Below are 16420 nucleotides of genomic sequence, written 5' to 3' on the forward strand. Positions count from 1 at the left end.
GGACCTCGAAGTCTATCTCGGATCCTTTTATGTCTAACCTGCCAAAAACCATCCGGGAAAATCTCCATTTTCTGTGCGCGGAGATCGACGGTCAGCTGCTACAGCTTGAGGCTTTCTTCAAGGAGCCGACAATTGCGCGTGCCAGACGGATCCTGGAGCGCGCAGGCTATGCCCATAATCTGAAGGCCCGCATTCATGCCGCCTGCGTCCGTCAGCTGGCAAACACCAGAAAAGACAATCGAAAACACCTCACTCTGCGCAGCCTGGAACTCGTCGCAACCGATCTGCAGCGGATCGCCAACCTCGCGCGTCAGTCGCTGCGGCATGTCGAGCGCATCGATGCATTTGCAACGCTTTTACCTGAAAGGTATCCGGCGGTCGTCAGGTCCGTGCGCAAGGGCGTCGGCAAGATCGAAAACGCGTTTTTCGACAATGACAGCAAGCAGGCGATCGAGATCGGCGAGCTTCAGAAAAAGATCGAGACCGACTATCGGAAGCTGTTCAAGGCTTACACCAGGGACATGGGAAATCCGAAGCTCAGGCCCGCGGACATTGCCAACAGTCTTCTGGTGGCAAACGAATTCCAGAGAATGGGAGATTCACTAAACACGATAAGCGAAGCGCTGATTTCGGCCAATATCGGCCAGGCGGTCAATCTTGAACGCTATTTCTCCCTGCAGAGCTTGAAGTCGGATCTAGAGGGTGCAGGTGGTGGCCTCAAGATCGAAACAATCGCCGAAACGCGTTCGGGAAGTTCCGTCTCTGCCCTCAAGAACAAGAAGACCGAAGAAGTCGCCGCCGTTTTCAAGGATGGTGAAAAAAGCAAGGTCAGGGAAGAACGGGCGGGCGTGAAGAGCTGGCACGAAATCTATCCCGGTCTGGCACCGAAGATCCTTTCCTACGAAAAACGCGACCAGTCCGCAGCGTTGCTGATCGAGCACCTGCCCGGCACGACGTTCGAGCACATCGTCCTCAACGGGTCCGAGGAAATCTGCAAAAAGGCGCTCGCGAGCCTTTCAACTACACTCAAGGACGTCTGGAAACAGACAAAGACGTCAAAACCGGCCGAGCTTGGCAGCATGCAGCAATTGGCGGAACGCCTGGACGAAGTGCGTCGGATTCATCCTGAATTCAAGGATCCTGCCACACGCTTTGCCGGCCAGAAGCTGCCTTGCCTGGATGAGCTTGTCGCTGAAGCAAATGCGCGCGAAATGAAAGTGTCGGCGCCGTTTTCCGTCTATATTCACGGCGACTTCAATGTCGACAACATCATTTACGATCCGGATGAAAACAGGATCCACTTCATCGACCTGCATCGCTCCCGCTACATGGACTATGTCCAGGACGTCTCGGTCTTCCTGGTATCGAATTATCGGCTTCAGGTGCGCGACCGGGACACGCGACATCGGATCATGCGGCTTTGCCTGGACTTTCATAAATCCGCCAAGGCCTTCGCCCGCAAGCATGGCGACGATACATTCGAGTTTCGCCTCGCGCTTGGACTTGCACGATCCTTTGCCAGCTCCACCCGGTTCATTTTCGACAAGCAACTCTCGAGGCGCATGTGGCTGAGGGCGCGCTATCTGATCGAACAGACGATCGCCTGCAAGGCCGGCGAGGAAGCAAGGCTCCGGCTCCCCATGAAGGAGATCTTTGTTGACTGATCTGAAAATCGGGGTTGTCGGTATTCCCGGCAGATGGTCCACCGAGACACTGGCAGATGCTCTGGAAGCGGAAACAGGTTACCGTTGCGTGGTCGACATGGCAGACGTTGCGCTTGACCTGCAAAACCGCGCCCTGATGGCCGGCGATACAAACTTGTGCGACCTGGACGGCCTGGTGATCAAGAAGATCAGTCAGGACTACAACCCGGCTATGCTGGACCGGCTCGAGATGCTGCGGGTAGCCGAAAGCGCCGGTGTACGTATCTTTTCCAGAACGTCCTCGATCCTGGGTCTGGTCAACCGGTTGAGCTGCACGGTAACTCTTTCGAATGCGGGCATACCGATGCCGGCAACCTGCGTGACGGAAAGTACAAGCGAAGCGCTTGCCGCCGTGCAGCGTTTCGGTAGCGCCGTCTTCAAGCCGCTGTTCTCCACAAAGGCACGTGGCATGACGCTGATGGACGCCGGCATGGGTGTGGCCGCTCTCAGGGATGGGATTTCCGCCTTCAAGGCCGAAAATCCGGTGATGTATCTTCAGAAGAAAGTCAATCTGTCCGGCCGGGATCTCGGCATGGTGTTCCTTGGCGGAAAGTACCTGGGAACCTACGCAAGAGTTTCGCAGACCGACAGCTGGAACACCACGATCCTCCATGGTGGCAAATATGAGCCCTTCGAGCCGGATCAGGACGTGATCGACCTGGCTGAAAGGGCGCAGGCTCCCTTCGAACTTGATTTCACGACGGTCGATGTCGGACTGACGGCTGACGAGCCGATCGTTTTCGAAGTCTCCGCCTTCGGTGGTTTCAAGGGGGCTCTGGAAGGTGCATCCATCGACGCCGCCAAGCTCTATGCAGGTCACATGGTTTCAAGGCTCCGAAAATGACCGGTATCAGCGTAAGGGATCTGGTCGACACACTGGCACCGGTCCGGGCGACAATGGCCTCCGACCCGTTTTGCCTGTCGGTCGGCGGCTACGTCCTCGAGATCCGTTGTACATCCGGTGCGCTCCTTGCCGAACTTCTGAGATATTTTCAGCATGTCATCACCGCGCCATCCGAACCGGACATGACGGTGTATGCTCTTGGTCCGGCAGAATTCCCGTTTGATTTCAAATACAAAGATTGGGTTCGCGAGCCCGGCAAGACCAACCGGAAGGATATGATCTGCGATCTGGAAAACGGTAGGTTGGTCCACAAGGTGCGCACCGGCGTGCAATTTCTGCAATCGCCGGACTGGGCAATTGCCTTTGGCCCGACAGACACAAACTCCAACCAGGTCATCAACTTCATCAACACCCAGATCCTCAACCATTTTCAAAGAAACGGCTGGGTTGCCTGTCATGCGGCGGCAGTGAAGACCGCAGACAAAGGTCTCGCGATCGCCGGCCTTTCCGGCGGCGGCAAATCAACCACGATGCTACGCCTGATGGAAGTGGCCGACACTCAATATGTCACCAACGACAGGCTGCTTGTGCGCGGGAATCAGGATGGGGCGAACGCACTCGGTGTTCCGAAGCTCCCGCGCATCAATCCCGGTACCATCGTTACCAACACGCGCCTGTTCGGCCTCATCGACGAAGAGCGCGAAGAAGAACTCAGGAACATGGAACCCGACGAGCTTTGGCATCTTGAGGAAAAGTACGATCTTTTCATCGATGACATTTACGGGCCCGGACGCATTTCCCACGATGCTCGCCTGACTGACTTCTGGGTCCTGAACTGGTCGAGAGACAGCAGGGCACCGACCAACGTGTCCAGGGTGAAGCTCGGCGACCGGTCGGATCTCCTGTCCGCTATCATGAAAAACCCCGGACCTTTCTACCAGACCAAGGCCGGGCCGTTCTGGACGGACCGGTCTTCCGTGGAACGCAACGCGTATCTTGCAGCCCTGGAAGGCATCCAGGTCTGGGAAGTCACGGGACATATCGATTTCGATGCACTCTTCGATGCAGGCACCGAACTCCTGGGGCAACGCGGATGACTGATCGTTTTGCCATCCTTGTGCGCCACGCCGCTTATCATCAAAAAACGGGAACGCCGAGTGCACTTCAACCATTTGGGCTTACAGATGCCGGCAAGGAACAGGCAATGGCTGCAGGCCGGGAAGTTGCAGCTCTCGCGCAAAGCCAAAAGTGGCGGCTGGCAGGGGAAATCTTCTGCTCCAGGCAGCTGCGGGCCTGGCAAACTGCGACACTTTTGAGCCATTCACTGTCCGATGCGACCGGTGTTGATCTTCGGATCACGGAAGACGAAGCGCTTGCCGAACGCAGCGTCGGCGCTCTTGCCAATTTGACTATCCCCGAAATCGAACGAACCCTGCAAGAAGACCCCCGCTACCCGATACCACCGGAAAACTGGAAAGCCGACAGTCACTACCGACTGCCTGCCCAAGGGGCTGAAAGCCTGCTGGAGGCCGGCACACGTGTCGCTGATTTTCTGAAGAACCGGCTAAGCGTATTGAATAATCTAGCTGACGCAAACGCACAGATTTTTGTTGGCCATGGCGCTGCCTTGCGCCATGCGGCCCATCATCTTGGTGTGCTCGGATTTGAGGATATTCGCCGCCTCAGCATGCATCACGCCAGACCCGTGGTGCTGAAGCGCGCACAGGACAAAACCTGGCATCACCACACAGGTGCCTGGAAGGAGCGAAGTTTGCTGGAAAACACGACGGACTGAGATTCACGGCAAAGAACAAAGATGACAAACAGAACCCTGACCCCGTTTCTCCCGCCGATCGCTGCCGGTGCTTCCGACAGCTTCGGTATACCGGAGAGTTTCGTGCCCTGGCCGCTCGGTACGGATCACGACTTCATGCCCTCTGCGGACGCGGAACCGGATCTTGCCGCGAGCCTGGTCAGGGCAAACGCGCTCGGGCCATGGGACTGGCCGGAAAAGCCGGTCGTTTTCATTTCAGATCCGCACGCCGATGCGGAAAGTCTCCTCAGATCCCTTGTTGCAGCCCGTGTCGTCGACCGCATCGGAACCGGATTGACGGAGTTCGGTCTCACCGGGTTCGGCAGAAGCTGCCAGATCATCATAGGTGGCGACTGTCTCGACAAGGGGCCAAGCAATCTGGACCTGCTGGATTGTCTCGCCGCATTGATGAAGTCCGGTGCAGACGTGGTGCTTCTGGCAGGCAATCACGACTTGCGCCTCTTCCTCGGACTGGAATCCCTTGCGGGAAGCCGAAAGTCGATCAATGCGCACATGTTTGTCCGTATGGGGAAAAAGGTCCTGCCGCTCATGCGAGAGATCTTCGACCGTCATGTCGACGAGGAAACAGCTATGGCAGGCCTTCCGGACGAAAAAACCTGTCTGGCCTGCATGCTTCCGGGCAGGAAATGGAAAAAACACTTTCCCAGGGCCGCCGCGGGCTATCTCAATGAGGCCGCGATCCGCAAGGAAATGCGCCGGCTGAAAAAGAAAATGGAAAAGTTCACGGATCATGTGGAAGAAGCCGGCCTGTCGATCCGGCAACTCTATGCCGCTGCTCTGACATGCAGAGACCTGTTTATCAATCCCGCCGGGCGCTACGCCTGGTTTTTCCAGTCCATGAAGGCCGTTCACAAAAGCGGTTCGCTCCTTTTCGTTCATGCAGGCGTCGATGACAACATGGCAGACCAGATCGCCGCCAGGGGCATCGCTCACGTGAACCGGCGCTTCAGGAAGGAAAGCCGGAAGGACCCCTTTGTCTTCTATTCCGGCACCATCGCGAACCTGATGCGCACAAAGTACCGCGACATCGATCATCCACTGACAGAAAGGGGGGTCGAAGACCTTCACCAGGCAGGCGTCAGGATGCTTGTACACGGTCACATAAACCGTCACAGCGGCCAGGAACTGAAATCCAGGCACGGTCTGCTGCACCTGGAGGCGGACATAACCCTTGACCGGCATTCCAGAAGCAATGAAGGTCTGGAGGGCATTGGAACGGGGGCCACAATCATTCATCCGGACGGCAATATCATCGGGATCAGCTGCGACTATCCGCATGCCAAGTTATTCAACCCGGTCCAGATACTTCATCAGCACGGGATGGCGCGATGATGGAACGCAAGGGCCGTTTCCGGCATCAGTCGCTTCAGGACAGGAAATCCATCCAGAAACTGCTCGACGCGGTCAAACGCGGGATCTCGAAGGGAGAACTCCAGTTCGGTGACGACACTGGCGATATCACGCTCGAACCGAATGGCCTGATGAACCTGCGGGTTACCGCAACCAATGAAGACGGCCAGTCGAAGCTGGATCTGCGCATCACCTGGACAAACGACACCCAGGAAAAGAAAGACAGCGGCAAACTAAAGGTCAAGGGCGGGTGATCCCGCCCTTGTGGCCCGTTATCGCAGCGGGCGTTGTCCGAACGTGTTGATCGTCTCGAGGCGCTCCAGATTGATGATTGTGGAGAGCATGAGCCGGTCCTGGGTCCAGTCGGCAGGTTTCTGGATCGACAGTGCCGACAGAAACACGACAGCAATCATCGGCAGGACTGCAAGGCAGACGAAACCCCAGTGAGGCCGCAGACGGTCCCGTTCCAGAAGAGCCTCGACCCGACGCCGCAGTTTTTGGGCCGGAGACCTGCGCAGCAACCGGTTCTGCACCTCGATGAGAGCAACAGCGGCAACATTGCCGACACGGTCTTTCGCGCTCAGGTTCTGTCTCTTCCTGAGACCGGCCTGAGCCGCGCGAAGCAGGCACATGCAGTAGGACCTCAGATCGACATTGGCGTCGTCGGTTACTTTCTGATCGCATGCCAGTTCCCGAAGCCGTTCGACCTCGGACTTCCAGAGATAGAAAAACGGATTCCAGAAGAAGAACGGACGCAGCAACTCCAATCCGATTTCCCAGGTCACGTCGCCCTGACGCACATGCTGCAACTCGTGTTTGAGCACCAGTTTCAGATCCTCCGATCTTGCCAGAAGATCGGACGGGATCACAACATAGTGGCGACGCAGACCGCGTGCCGAAAACGGAACCAGAGCCCGGTCCGACAGCAGAAGATGCAACCGCCCTGCACAACGCCATGTGTGACACGCCGCCAGCATGCGGTTAAGCCGCACGACACTGACAGCCAGCTTCGCGCCGAAATAGGTAAAGCCTGCGAGCAAAAACAGGACCACTGCCATGCCCGCACCTGGTGCAAACGTGAGCACGCTTTCCGTCAGACGACTTCGAAGCCCAAGGATAGACTGAAAATCTTCCGCCGGGATGGCTATGCCACCCCGAAGATATTGTGAAACCGCATAGTCGGTCAGATTTACGGTACCTGCGACAGGGACAACCTGCGCCATTTGCATCTGCTGGTAAGCAGCAACCGCGACAGGCGACAGGACCATGACGGCGAACAGGCCGTTCAGGATGGCCAGCTGGTAGTTGAAGGCAAGTCTTTTCCCCAGACGAGCCAGAACCAGCTTTGCCGACAACCAGATAATTGCCGTCAAGGCCAGGGTGATATTGAGATCGACATAAATGTCGAAGATCTGGTTAAGTAGCGTCATCTGTCCTCCTCCTGTCCAGTAACGCTCTCATTTCCTCCAGGTCGTCATCTGAGAATTCATATTCGTCGACAAGACGGGCCACGAGCGATGCGGGCGTGCCGTCGAAGAGTTTTTCAGAAAGGTTTCTCAGGGAACGGGACTGGTAGGTGTCCTTGGTCAGCCGAGGGGTATAGATGAATGTTTTGCCTTCTTTCCGGCTGTCCACGAAGCCTTTTTCATCCAGGATCCGCATGATGGTTGCGCAGGACGTATAGGCAAGTTTTCTTTCCGAGGGCAAAGATGCGAGTATATCCCGCACGGAGCCTTCGCCGAGTTTCCAGAGTTCTGTCATGAACTCCAGTTCGACTTCGGTCAGAAACTCGTTGCTTTTACGCTTTCTCATTATAGTCCTGCGCCATTGCGGTCTGGATGTGGCTCAGGTCGTGCCTCGAACTTCTATGAATTCTTGTGAATGCACGCCCCCGAACCTTATTCATGCACGATTGGTCCGGAAAATACTATAGGCTTGGTGGTATTCTCGATGTGCCTAAATTTTCCAGAAGCTGAATGACCCCCAGGCGATGCTGAGAGCCAGCGGCCACCACAACGGAGTGCCCACCAATCCGAGCCATGCCAGGAAAATGTAGGCCGTGCCGAGAAGCGTAATGAAAAGACGGTCTCCGCGGGTCGTTGTCAGCCCGAGAATGCCACGCCGTTCATGGCCGCCCGGAAACTTGATCTCCACTATGGTCAACAGTCCGATTGCCGAAAAGATGCCGACAAACAACAGCGCTGTCGGCAGGGTCCACGCCATCCATCCCAGCATCATACCCTCCCCAGGGCGAAGCCCTTGGCAATGTAGTTCCGCACGAAATAGATCACGATTGCGCCCGGGATGATGGTCAGGGTCCCGGCGGCTGCCAGGAGGCCGAGTTCATATCCGGCGGAGGAAGCCGTTCGGGTCATCACGGCAGCAATTGGCTTGGCCTCAACGGCAGTCAGTGTCTTGGATAGAAGCATTTCCACCCAGGAGAACATGAAACAGAAGAACGCAGCCACCCCGACACCCGACTTGATGGCGGGCAGAAAGATCGTCGCGAAGAAACGCGGAAACGAGTAACCGTCGACATAGGCTGTTTCATCCAGCTCCTTCGGCACGCCCGACATGAAACCTTCCAGGATCCAGACAGCCAGCGGAATGTTGAACAGGCAATGCGCGAGTGCAACCGCCAGATGGGTGTCGAACAGGCCAACCGCCGAATAAAGCTGAAAGAACGGAAGGGCGAAGACGGCTGCGGGAGCCATCCGGTTCGTCAGCAGCCAGAAGAAGAGGTGCTTGTCGCCCACGAAGGAATACCGGGAAAACGCATAGGCAGCAGGCAGGGCCACCAGGACCGAAATCACGGTGTTCATGGTCACGTAGATGATGGAGTTTATGTAGCCCCAGTACCAGGTCGGATCGGTGAAGATCTCGATATAGTTTGCCAGTGTCCAAGTCTGCGGGAACAGCGAGAACCCGGCAAGGATTTCATTGGTTGTCTTGAAACTCATCGCGACGAGCCAGTAGATCGGCAGCATCAGGAAGAGGATGTAAATCACGGGAACCAGGCTTTTCAAACGCATGATGGTTCTCCTCAGGACTTGTTGTCGTTCATCGTCATCAGCGTATAGAACAGCCAGGAGGCGAGCAGCGTGATGGCGAAGTAGATGAGAGACATGGCGGCAGCCGGACCGAGGTCGAACTGGCCGAGAGCAATCTTCACGAGATCAATGGAGAGCAGCGTGGTCGAATTGCCCGGTCCACCACCGGTCAGAACGAACGGCTCTGTGTAGATATTGAAGCTGTCCATGAACCGCAGCAGGATTGCGATTGTCAGAACCGTTTTCATCTTCGGCAGCTGAATGAACCGGAATACGGCCCAGTTGGAAGCCCCGTCGATTTCCGCGGCCTGGTAATAGGCGTTGGGGATGGAAACAAGACCGGCATAGGCAAGAAGCACGACCAGCGATGTCCAGTGCCAGACATCCATGACAATGATGGTCACCCAGGCCGCAAGCGGGTTCTGGGTCATGTCGTAGGAAATGCCCAGCGTGTGGTTCATGAAGTAGCCAAGCAGGCCGATATCGGGCAGCGTGAAGATGTTCCACATCGCCCCGACCACATTCCAGGGGATCAACATCGGCAAGGCCATCGTTACCAGACAGAATGGCACCCAGGGACCTTGTTTGGGCATCGACAACGCTATGGCGATACCAAGTGGCACTTCGATGATCAGGATCAGGAAGGTAAACAGGAACTGGCGTCCGAGCGCGTTGTGAAAACGCTCCGATCTGAGAACCTGTTCGAACCAGTCGAGCCCCTGCCAGAAGAACAGGTTGTCGCCGAAGGTTTCCTGGACCGAATAATTCACCACGGTCATCATCGGAATGAGCGCGTTGAACGCGACCAGCAGCAGCACTGGCGTCACGAACAGCCAGGCACGTTGATTCTGGGTTTTCACTGGACACCCTCCCCTGGCGTGCTGGCCAGCCAGCCGTCTTTGTAAAGCCGTGTCTGCGACTGCTTGAATTCCAGGTTCACCTGGTCACCGGCGTTTGGTGCATCACCTTCCAGGATCGCATGAATACGGCTGTTGTTGGCAATCGCCTCCACCACCTTGTGACGGCCGATATCGGCAACCTTGCGCACATGCGCGGCAAGGCCTGTCCCATACCCCGACACGGAGACGAATTCCGGACGGATACCGATTTCCGCGGCACCGTTGGTGACATCTTCCAGCGGCCCTTCAAGACCGACCCGCTCGCCTGCGAAAAACGCTCCACCGTCTTTTACATCGCAAGGCAGAACATTCATGCCCGGCGAGCCGATGAAATGGCCGACAAACGTATGCGCGGGTCGCTCGAAGAGTTCGACTGGCGTGCCGATCTGAACGATTTCACCGTCCTGCATCACCACGACCTGATCGGCAAACGTGAGTGCCTCGGTCTGGTCGTGTGTCACGTAGATCATTGTTGCCTTGACCCGTTGATGCAGCTCTTTCAGCTTGGAACGCAGTTTCCACTTCAGATGCGGATCAATCACGGTCAGGGGTTCGTCGAACATGACGACATTCACATCCTGGCGCACCAGTCCCCGGCCCATTGAAATCTTCTGCTTGTTATCCGGGGAAAGATTGGAAGCCCGGGTGGTCAGCATGTCGGTGACCTCGAGCATTTCGGCAATAGCCGTCACCCGTTCCTTGACAGTCTCCTCGTCCCGCCCCCGGTTTCGAAGCGGGAACGCAAGATTGTCGTAAACCGTCATCGTGTCGTAGATGACCGGGAACTGGAACACCTGTGCGATATTCCGTTTTGCCGGCGGCAATGCGGTCACGTCCTGATCATCGAACAGGATCTTGCCTTCGGAAGGAACCAGCAGTCCGGAAATGATGTTCAGCAGGGTGGACTTGCCGCAACCCGATGGTCCCAGGAGAGCATAGGCGCCTCCGTCTTCCCAGGTCAGGTCGATCTTCTTCAGCGCATAGTCCTCATCGCTCTCCGGTTTGGAGAGGTAGCTGTGACGCAGATTGGAGAGTTTGATTTGTGCCATGATGTTCTCCCCTCAGGCCACCAGCTCGCCGTCAGGCGCGAAGAAGAAACAATGGCTCGGATCCAGATAGAACGTATGGACTTCGCCCACGAAATAGGGATGGACACCCGGTGACAGGGACACCCATGAATGTCCGTGCAGGTCAAAATGGGCGCTGCTTTCAGATCCGCTCAGTTCCGTCACCAGAACATGGCCTTCCAGCCGGACGGTGTGAGAGAGAGACTCCACCGGCAACACGTGGTTTGGCCGGATCGCAAGCGTGTAGGGACCATCCTTGAGCCGTGCCACGCTGTCCGCGGCCTTCCAACGGATCTCGTCCGTCAGGACGACCGTGTCGCCCTGCTTGTTCACGGGTGCAATGTTTATGGGCGGATTGGAAAAAACCTTGGCGGCATCCAGGTCTTTCGGTTTGCGATAGATGTCCGCAGTCGGACCGAACTGAACCACGTTGCCGTCGGTCATCAGGGCCGTGTGTCCACCGAGCAACAGGGCTTCCTCAGGCTCTGAAGTCGCGTAGACGACTACGGCGCCACGTCCCGCAAACAGGTCCGGCAGCTGATCACGCAGTTCTTCACGAAGCTTGTAGTCGAGGTTCGCGAGCGGCTCGTCGAGAAACACTGCATCGCTTTCCTTGACGATCGCGCGCGCCAGAGCGGTTCGCTGCTGCTGTCCCCCGGAAAGCTCGTGCGGCCTGCGGCCCAGAAAGGGCTTCAGTTTCATGAGATCCGCCGCCTCTTCAACCCTGCCCTCGATCTCGGACTTGGCGACACCGCCGATCTTCAGGGGAGAAGCGATGTTGTCGAACACCGACATGTGCGGATAGTTGACGAAAAACTGGTGCACCAGGCTGATATTGCGCTTTTGCGCCGTCAGCTTGGAGACGTCCTTGCCATTCAGGATGATCTGCCCGGACGCAAGGTTGTCGAGACCTGCCATGAGCTTGATCAGCGAGGTTTTTCCGGCACCCGTTTCTCCAAGGAGAACGTTGAAGTGGCCGGGATGAAGCGTCAGGCTCGTGTCCTTGACATGAGTGATGCCCTGCACGCGCTTGCTGACGTTTTTAAGTTCTAGAGACATTTTTTCTGCCCGAGTCCGGACCGGGCCCCTTATGCGAAACACCGGTTTCGCCGCCCGTCACCTGCCGTGCGGTGATGGACCGGGAACATGCCCCGGTCCATACGAGTTAAACCCTACGCTTTTGCTTATTGACCCCAGCGGGCGACAAGCTCGTCGTAGTTCACGGTTTTGCCCTCTGGCTTCTCGTTGTCGAGTTTGGCCTTGGGAGCACCCGGCTTGGAAAGCCAGACCTGCGGATCCTGCGGCTCGTTGAGACGCGGGCCGCAACCACCGTAGACATTGGCACGCTCGTCAGCCTGCTGCATGCGGCCCATGACGATGTCCATTTCTTCGGCGAGACGGTCCATGGCCTCCTGCGGCGTGAATGCTCCGGAGTTCACGTCACCGATCTGCTGCCACCAGATTTGTGCCAGCTTGGGATAATCGGGAACGTTAATTCCGGTCGGAGACCATGCCACACGGTCAGGAGACCGGTAGAACTCGACCAGGCCACCCAGCTTCGGCGCACGTTCCGTGAAGGACTCGTGGTTGACGGTGCTGTCGCGGATGAAGGTCAGACCGACGTGGCTCTTCTTCGTGTCGACGGTTTTGGAAACGACGAACTGAGCATAGAGCCAGGCTGCTTTTGCACGGTCTTCCGGCGTTGACTTCAAGATGGTCCAGGAACCCACGTCCTGGTAGCCGACCTTCTGGCCTTCTTCCCAATAGGGACCATGCGGGCTCGGAGCCATACGCCACAGCGGCGTACCTTCGTCATCCACCGTGTTGTTGCCTTCCGACTTCGGCTTCACCATGTCCGCGGTGAAGGCTGTGTACCAGAAGATCTGCTGGGCGACGTTACCCTGGCTGAGAGCCGGCAGAGACTGATAGAAGTCGAAGCTTGCAGCACCCGGAGGCGCGTAGTTGCGCAGCCATTCGTCCCACTTGCGGATCGCATAGACCGCAGCCGGACCGTTCGCCGCACCACCGCGGGAAACGGAGGCACCGACCGGATTGCAGGTACCCGCTTCCATGCGGATGCCCCACTCGTCGACCGGAATACCGTTCGGCTCACCCTTGTCGCCGGCACCTGCCATGGAGAGCCATGCGTCGGTCATGCGCCAGCCGAGATCCGGTGCACGCTTGCCGTAGTCCATGTGGCCGTAAATGGTGACGCCGTCGACTTCTTTCACGTCTTTGGAGAAGAACTCGGCAATGTCTTCATAGGCCGACCAGTTGACCGGCACACCCAGATCATAACCGTACTTGTCCTTGAACGCGGTCTTCAGGTCTTCACGGTCGAACCAGTCCTTGCGGAACCAGTAAAGGTTTGCGAACTGCTGGTCGGGAAGCTGGTAGAGATCGCCATCCGGACCCGTGGTGAACTGGGTCCCCATGAAATCTTCCAGATCGAGACCCGGGTTTGTCACACCCTTGCCGTCGCCACCCATCCAGTCGGTCAGGTTGTAAGCCAGCTGAAGACGGGAATGAGTACCGATCAGGTCGGAATCATTGACATAGGCGTCATAGAGGTTCCGGCCGGTCTGCATCTGGGTCTGAACGGCCTGAACAACCTCGCCTTCACCGAGGATCTGGTGATTGACCTTGATGCCTGTGATTTCCTCGAACGCTTTCGCCAGGACTTCCGACTCGTAAGAGTGGGTCGGAATACCTTCGGAAAGAACGTTGATTTCCATTCCATCGAACGGTTCGGACGCCTGAATGAACCACTGCATTTCTGCAAGCTGCTCGTCCTTGGTCAGAACGGATGGCTGGAATTCCTGGTCGATCCATTTCTTCGCCGCTGCTTCGTCGGCAAAAGCGGACCCTGCTCCCGCAAGTACAGCACCAGCTGCAACTGCGGAGAGTAGATACTTACGCATCTGCATCTCCTCCCATGTGAGAATAAGAGCCGTGTTTATCCGGCTTCGCATACATGGCCACACCGTTGCCATGATGTCAAACTAATTTTTTAGTAGGTTTTTCAGTTGCTGCCAAAGAAAGTCAAGATATTGAAATCAATGTCTTTTTCGGCCGGCCAATCGACGCTCGCAAGCATCGAATTTCATCAAACATTGATGCTCGGACAGCTGAGTGTGGCACAATCTTGGCATTTCACATAGTGGAAAATTCAGTTTCGTGTCTTTCGGATTGCTAGCAAAATAGCTTCACTTGGTATTCGTTTTGCACTGCAAACGAAAAAACAAGTCATATTTTGCAGTGCAAAATCGCCTCGCCGGCAATAGCGGTGACTGCGCCCCCTCCTTGGAGAACCCGCACCGCGTCGCCGCGCTGGTCATGAATTCAAACTCACGGAAAACCACCTGCGGGGCACAAGTGGAACTTCACCCGATCAACTCCGGCAAGACGCACGTTGTCCGGCGCGGCCAGGTTTCGCCGCCATTGCCAATCGGTCGTTCCTTTGGAAAACTTCAGAGCACGGTTCTGACCCGCCAAAGTTCGGGAAACAGCTCCACTTCAAGCATACGTTTCAGATAGGACACCCCGCCCGTGCCTCCTGTGCCCCGCTTGAAGCCGATCACACGCTCAACCGTCGTGACGTGATTGAACCGCCAGCGCCGGAAATAGTCTTCCAGGTCAACCAGCTTTTCTCCAACCTCGTAGAGTGCCCAGTATCGGGTCGGATCCTGATAGACCGCTTGCCAGAGGTCCCTGATCTCCTCGATTTCCCGGTGTGGCTCTTTTGCCGGTATGCCCGTGATGTCGTCCGACACATTGAAGCCTTGGCGGCGGGCAAAGGCCAGCACCACCTGATATAGACTGGGTTTTTCCAGCTCGGCTTCCAGCAAAGCGGAACTGTCGGGATCATGCTCGTGTGGCCTTGCCATTGAGAGATTGCGATTGCCGAGGACATACTCGATCAGCCGGTATTGAAGAGACTGAAAGCCGGAAGACTGCCCCAGAGCATCCCGAAATCGGGTATAATCGCTGGGTGTCATTGTCCGCAGCACATCCCATGCAGAGTTGAGTTGCTCCATGATGCGGCTGACACGGGCGAGCAGTTTCATTGCTTCCGGCAAGCGGTCATTGGCAATCGCATCCCGAGCGGCATGGACTTCGTGAAGCATGAGCTTCATCCAGAGTTCGGATGTCTGATGCTGAATGATGAACAGCAATTCGTCCGGCGCATCCGACAGGGCCTTTTGGGCAGACAGAATTTTGGGAAGGCCAAGATAATCCCCATAGGACATCTTGTCCGAGAAGGTCATTTGAGCACCTTCCGATGCCGGATCATAAGCGTCACTCTTTCCGGTCTCTTTCGTCACTTCCTGCTCCCACCTTGCATGCGCCTTGCTTGGACCAGCCATCTATACTGCGACAAGCAGGGCTTTGAACAGTTTCAATTTCAATAGCTTAAAGATGCAATCAGGTTCGAAAATACCACCATGCATGCCTGGATGATTGGGCTGCAGGCAACTTGCTAGACTATTGTGTCGAAGCCGCCGCTTCCAATATTGCCGTTGCGGAGAAGTCGTAGTTGCTGCGACCGTTTCGGGTTTTGCAAAAGCGGCTGAAGTCAATCTTGTCCCAGTTGCCGTCTCCAAGGTTTTCCAGGTACAGCGCCACATTGTCTGCGGTGATCGGCGACATCTTGAAACGGACGTCGACGTAAACTTCACCCGCCGAAATCCTGTAGAAGTGATCCCTGAGCATGACGATCGCCCAGGCACCGGCAAAAAAATGACCGCCATGGGACATGGTCATTTCCCGGCGCTGAATGGCGTCCATGGCGCGCTTGGACCAGTTGAGGCCCGCAAAGAGGACGTCCGCCCCTGCTTTCAATCCCGTTTCTTCCACCGCCTTGCGAGCACCGAACGCGATCGCGTCATTTGCACTCCAGACGATATCCACCGGCGTACGGGCGAGAACGTCCCTGGCGCGCGCATACGCGGTTTCCTCGTTCCAGTTCACCGGGATGGCGTGTATGAGATCAACGTCGGAATTGTCCGCGACGGCGCGCTGCATACCCGTTTCACGTAGCAGTCCTGCCGGTGTCGACGTGTCTCCGGTCAGGGCAAGCAACCGGATCTTTTTTCGGTCAGGATGCAGCAGGCGTTCGTTTTCAAAAAGCGAAAAGGCCATTTCATAGCCGGCAGTCTCATTGTCCGGCACCACGGAAGCGATGATCTTGCGCAGATCGATATTGCGCAATTCGAGTATCGCTTTTTGTTTCCGGGTAAGATTGTTCAGGAGAAAGAGAACTTTGCTCGGCTTGCCATCCAGCAATTGAACCAGACGGGCAGCAGCCTGATATTCGTTCACGAGAATAAAATAGTCGGGCAGATTTCCTTGCTCCAGCCGCAACTGCAACCGCTCCTCCATACCATAAGGCTGTCGATCGGCGTTCAGGATTTCAAGGTCGATATTCAGGTCCGCTGCCGCGGCAGACATTGTCTTGGAGACTTCGCCCCAGAACCCGCTGGAGCCGCCCGGATTGATAAACGTCACTCTGAAATCCGCAGCATACGCGACGCTGGTTAAGATCCAGAAGACCATGAATAACAGGAAACGAACGACCATTTTTTTCCTTTTTTGTCAGGCCGGGACTTCGTTGAAAAACAAGTCACCCTGACCGTTCACAATATCTGCACCGGCGTCTTATTCCTAATAAGG

The 16420-nt window shown here is 56.3% G+C and carries 16 protein-coding genes; 6 read left to right on the forward strand and 10 right to left on the reverse strand.

The features are described 5' to 3' along the window. Positions 1 to 131: 131 nt before the first annotated feature. The 6 genes from ACO6TI_RS00005 to ACO6TI_RS00030 are packed head-to-tail and all read left to right on the forward strand — an operon-like array spanning position 132 to position 5985. The gene (locus tag ACO6TI_RS00005; protein ID WP_422385355.1) at positions 132 to 1664 is read left to right on the forward strand and encodes a phosphotransferase; all 1533 of its coding nucleotides are present in this window, start codon (positions 132 to 134) and stop codon (positions 1662 to 1664) included. Beyond that, positions 1657 to 2547 (forward strand): GAK system ATP-grasp enzyme, encoded by an 891-nt coding sequence (locus tag ACO6TI_RS00010; protein WP_422384109.1) that lies wholly within the window; start codon positions 1657 to 1659, stop codon positions 2545 to 2547. The genes ACO6TI_RS00005 and ACO6TI_RS00010 overlap by 8 nt, the downstream gene beginning before the upstream one ends. Further along, the gene (locus ACO6TI_RS00015) at positions 2544 to 3644 is read left to right on the forward strand and encodes an HprK-related kinase B (protein WP_422384110.1); all 1101 of its coding nucleotides are present in this window, start codon (positions 2544 to 2546) and stop codon (positions 3642 to 3644) included. Before ACO6TI_RS00010 ends, ACO6TI_RS00015 begins: the two co-directional genes overlap by 4 nt. After that, complete coding sequence (locus ACO6TI_RS00020; RefSeq protein WP_422384111.1) at positions 3641 to 4342, forward strand: histidine phosphatase family protein; 702 nt, start codon at positions 3641 to 3643, stop codon at positions 4340 to 4342. Before ACO6TI_RS00015 ends, ACO6TI_RS00020 begins: the two co-directional genes overlap by 4 nt. A gap of 21 nt (positions 4343 to 4363) precedes the next feature. Next, positions 4364 to 5713, forward strand: coding sequence for a metallophosphoesterase family protein (locus tag ACO6TI_RS00025; protein ID WP_422384112.1), 1350 nt, complete (start codon positions 4364 to 4366; stop codon positions 5711 to 5713). Further along, complete coding sequence (locus ACO6TI_RS00030; RefSeq protein ID WP_422384113.1) at positions 5710 to 5985, forward strand: amphi-Trp domain-containing protein; 276 nt, start codon at positions 5710 to 5712, stop codon at positions 5983 to 5985. Before ACO6TI_RS00025 ends, ACO6TI_RS00030 begins: the two co-directional genes overlap by 4 nt. An 18-nt stretch (positions 5986 to 6003) precedes the next feature. On the opposite strand, the gene ACO6TI_RS00035 is transcribed toward ACO6TI_RS00030, so the two are convergent. The 10 genes from ACO6TI_RS00035 to ACO6TI_RS00080 all read right to left on the reverse strand — a co-directional run bounded on the left by ACO6TI_RS00035 (position 6004) and on the right by ACO6TI_RS00080 (position 16255). Next, complete coding sequence (locus ACO6TI_RS00035; protein WP_104704885.1) at positions 6004 to 7161, reverse strand: M56 family metallopeptidase; 1158 nt, start codon at positions 7159 to 7161, stop codon at positions 6004 to 6006. Further along, positions 7148 to 7543, reverse strand: coding sequence for a BlaI/MecI/CopY family transcriptional regulator (locus tag ACO6TI_RS00040; protein WP_055113567.1), 396 nt, complete (start codon positions 7541 to 7543; stop codon positions 7148 to 7150). The genes ACO6TI_RS00035 and ACO6TI_RS00040 overlap by 14 nt, the downstream gene beginning before the upstream one ends. Before the next feature lie 144 nt (positions 7544 to 7687). Beyond that, complete coding sequence (locus ACO6TI_RS00045) at positions 7688 to 7966, reverse strand: DUF2160 domain-containing protein (protein WP_196917667.1); 279 nt, start codon at positions 7964 to 7966, stop codon at positions 7688 to 7690. Continuing rightward, positions 7966 to 8763 (reverse strand): carbohydrate ABC transporter permease, encoded by a 798-nt coding sequence (locus ACO6TI_RS00050; protein WP_029064752.1) that lies wholly within the window; start codon positions 8761 to 8763, stop codon positions 7966 to 7968. Before ACO6TI_RS00050 ends, ACO6TI_RS00045 begins: the two co-directional genes overlap by 1 nt. Positions 8764 to 8774: 11 nt before the next feature. After that, positions 8775 to 9641, reverse strand: a complete 867-nt coding sequence (locus ACO6TI_RS00055) for a carbohydrate ABC transporter permease (protein WP_055113570.1) — start codon at positions 9639 to 9641, stop codon at positions 8775 to 8777. Next, positions 9638 to 10729, reverse strand: coding sequence for an ABC transporter ATP-binding protein (locus ACO6TI_RS00060; protein WP_422384114.1), 1092 nt, complete (start codon positions 10727 to 10729; stop codon positions 9638 to 9640). The genes ACO6TI_RS00055 and ACO6TI_RS00060 overlap by 4 nt, the downstream gene beginning before the upstream one ends. Before the next feature lie 12 nt (positions 10730 to 10741). Further along, positions 10742 to 11806: an ABC transporter ATP-binding protein gene (locus ACO6TI_RS00065; RefSeq protein WP_104704884.1), complete on the reverse strand. Its 1065-nt coding sequence runs from the start codon at positions 11804 to 11806 to the stop codon at positions 10742 to 10744. 125 nt (positions 11807 to 11931) lie between these two features. Next, positions 11932 to 13668 (reverse strand): ABC transporter substrate-binding protein, encoded by a 1737-nt coding sequence (locus ACO6TI_RS00070; protein ID WP_055114265.1) that lies wholly within the window; start codon positions 13666 to 13668, stop codon positions 11932 to 11934. Between the two features lie 549 nt (positions 13669 to 14217). Continuing rightward, entirely contained in the window at positions 14218 to 15015 is a 798-nt protein-coding gene (kynA, locus tag ACO6TI_RS00075) for a tryptophan 2,3-dioxygenase (protein ID WP_055114267.1), read from the reverse strand. A gap of 217 nt (positions 15016 to 15232) precedes the next feature. Next, positions 15233 to 16255: an ABC transporter substrate-binding protein gene (locus ACO6TI_RS00080; RefSeq protein WP_422384115.1), complete on the reverse strand. Its 1023-nt coding sequence runs from the start codon at positions 16253 to 16255 to the stop codon at positions 15233 to 15235. Positions 16256 to 16420: the final 165 nt, after the last annotated feature.

Source organism: Roseibium album, assembly GCF_965233825.1.
GTDB classification, from domain to species: Bacteria; Pseudomonadota; Alphaproteobacteria; order Rhizobiales; family Stappiaceae; genus Roseibium; species Roseibium album.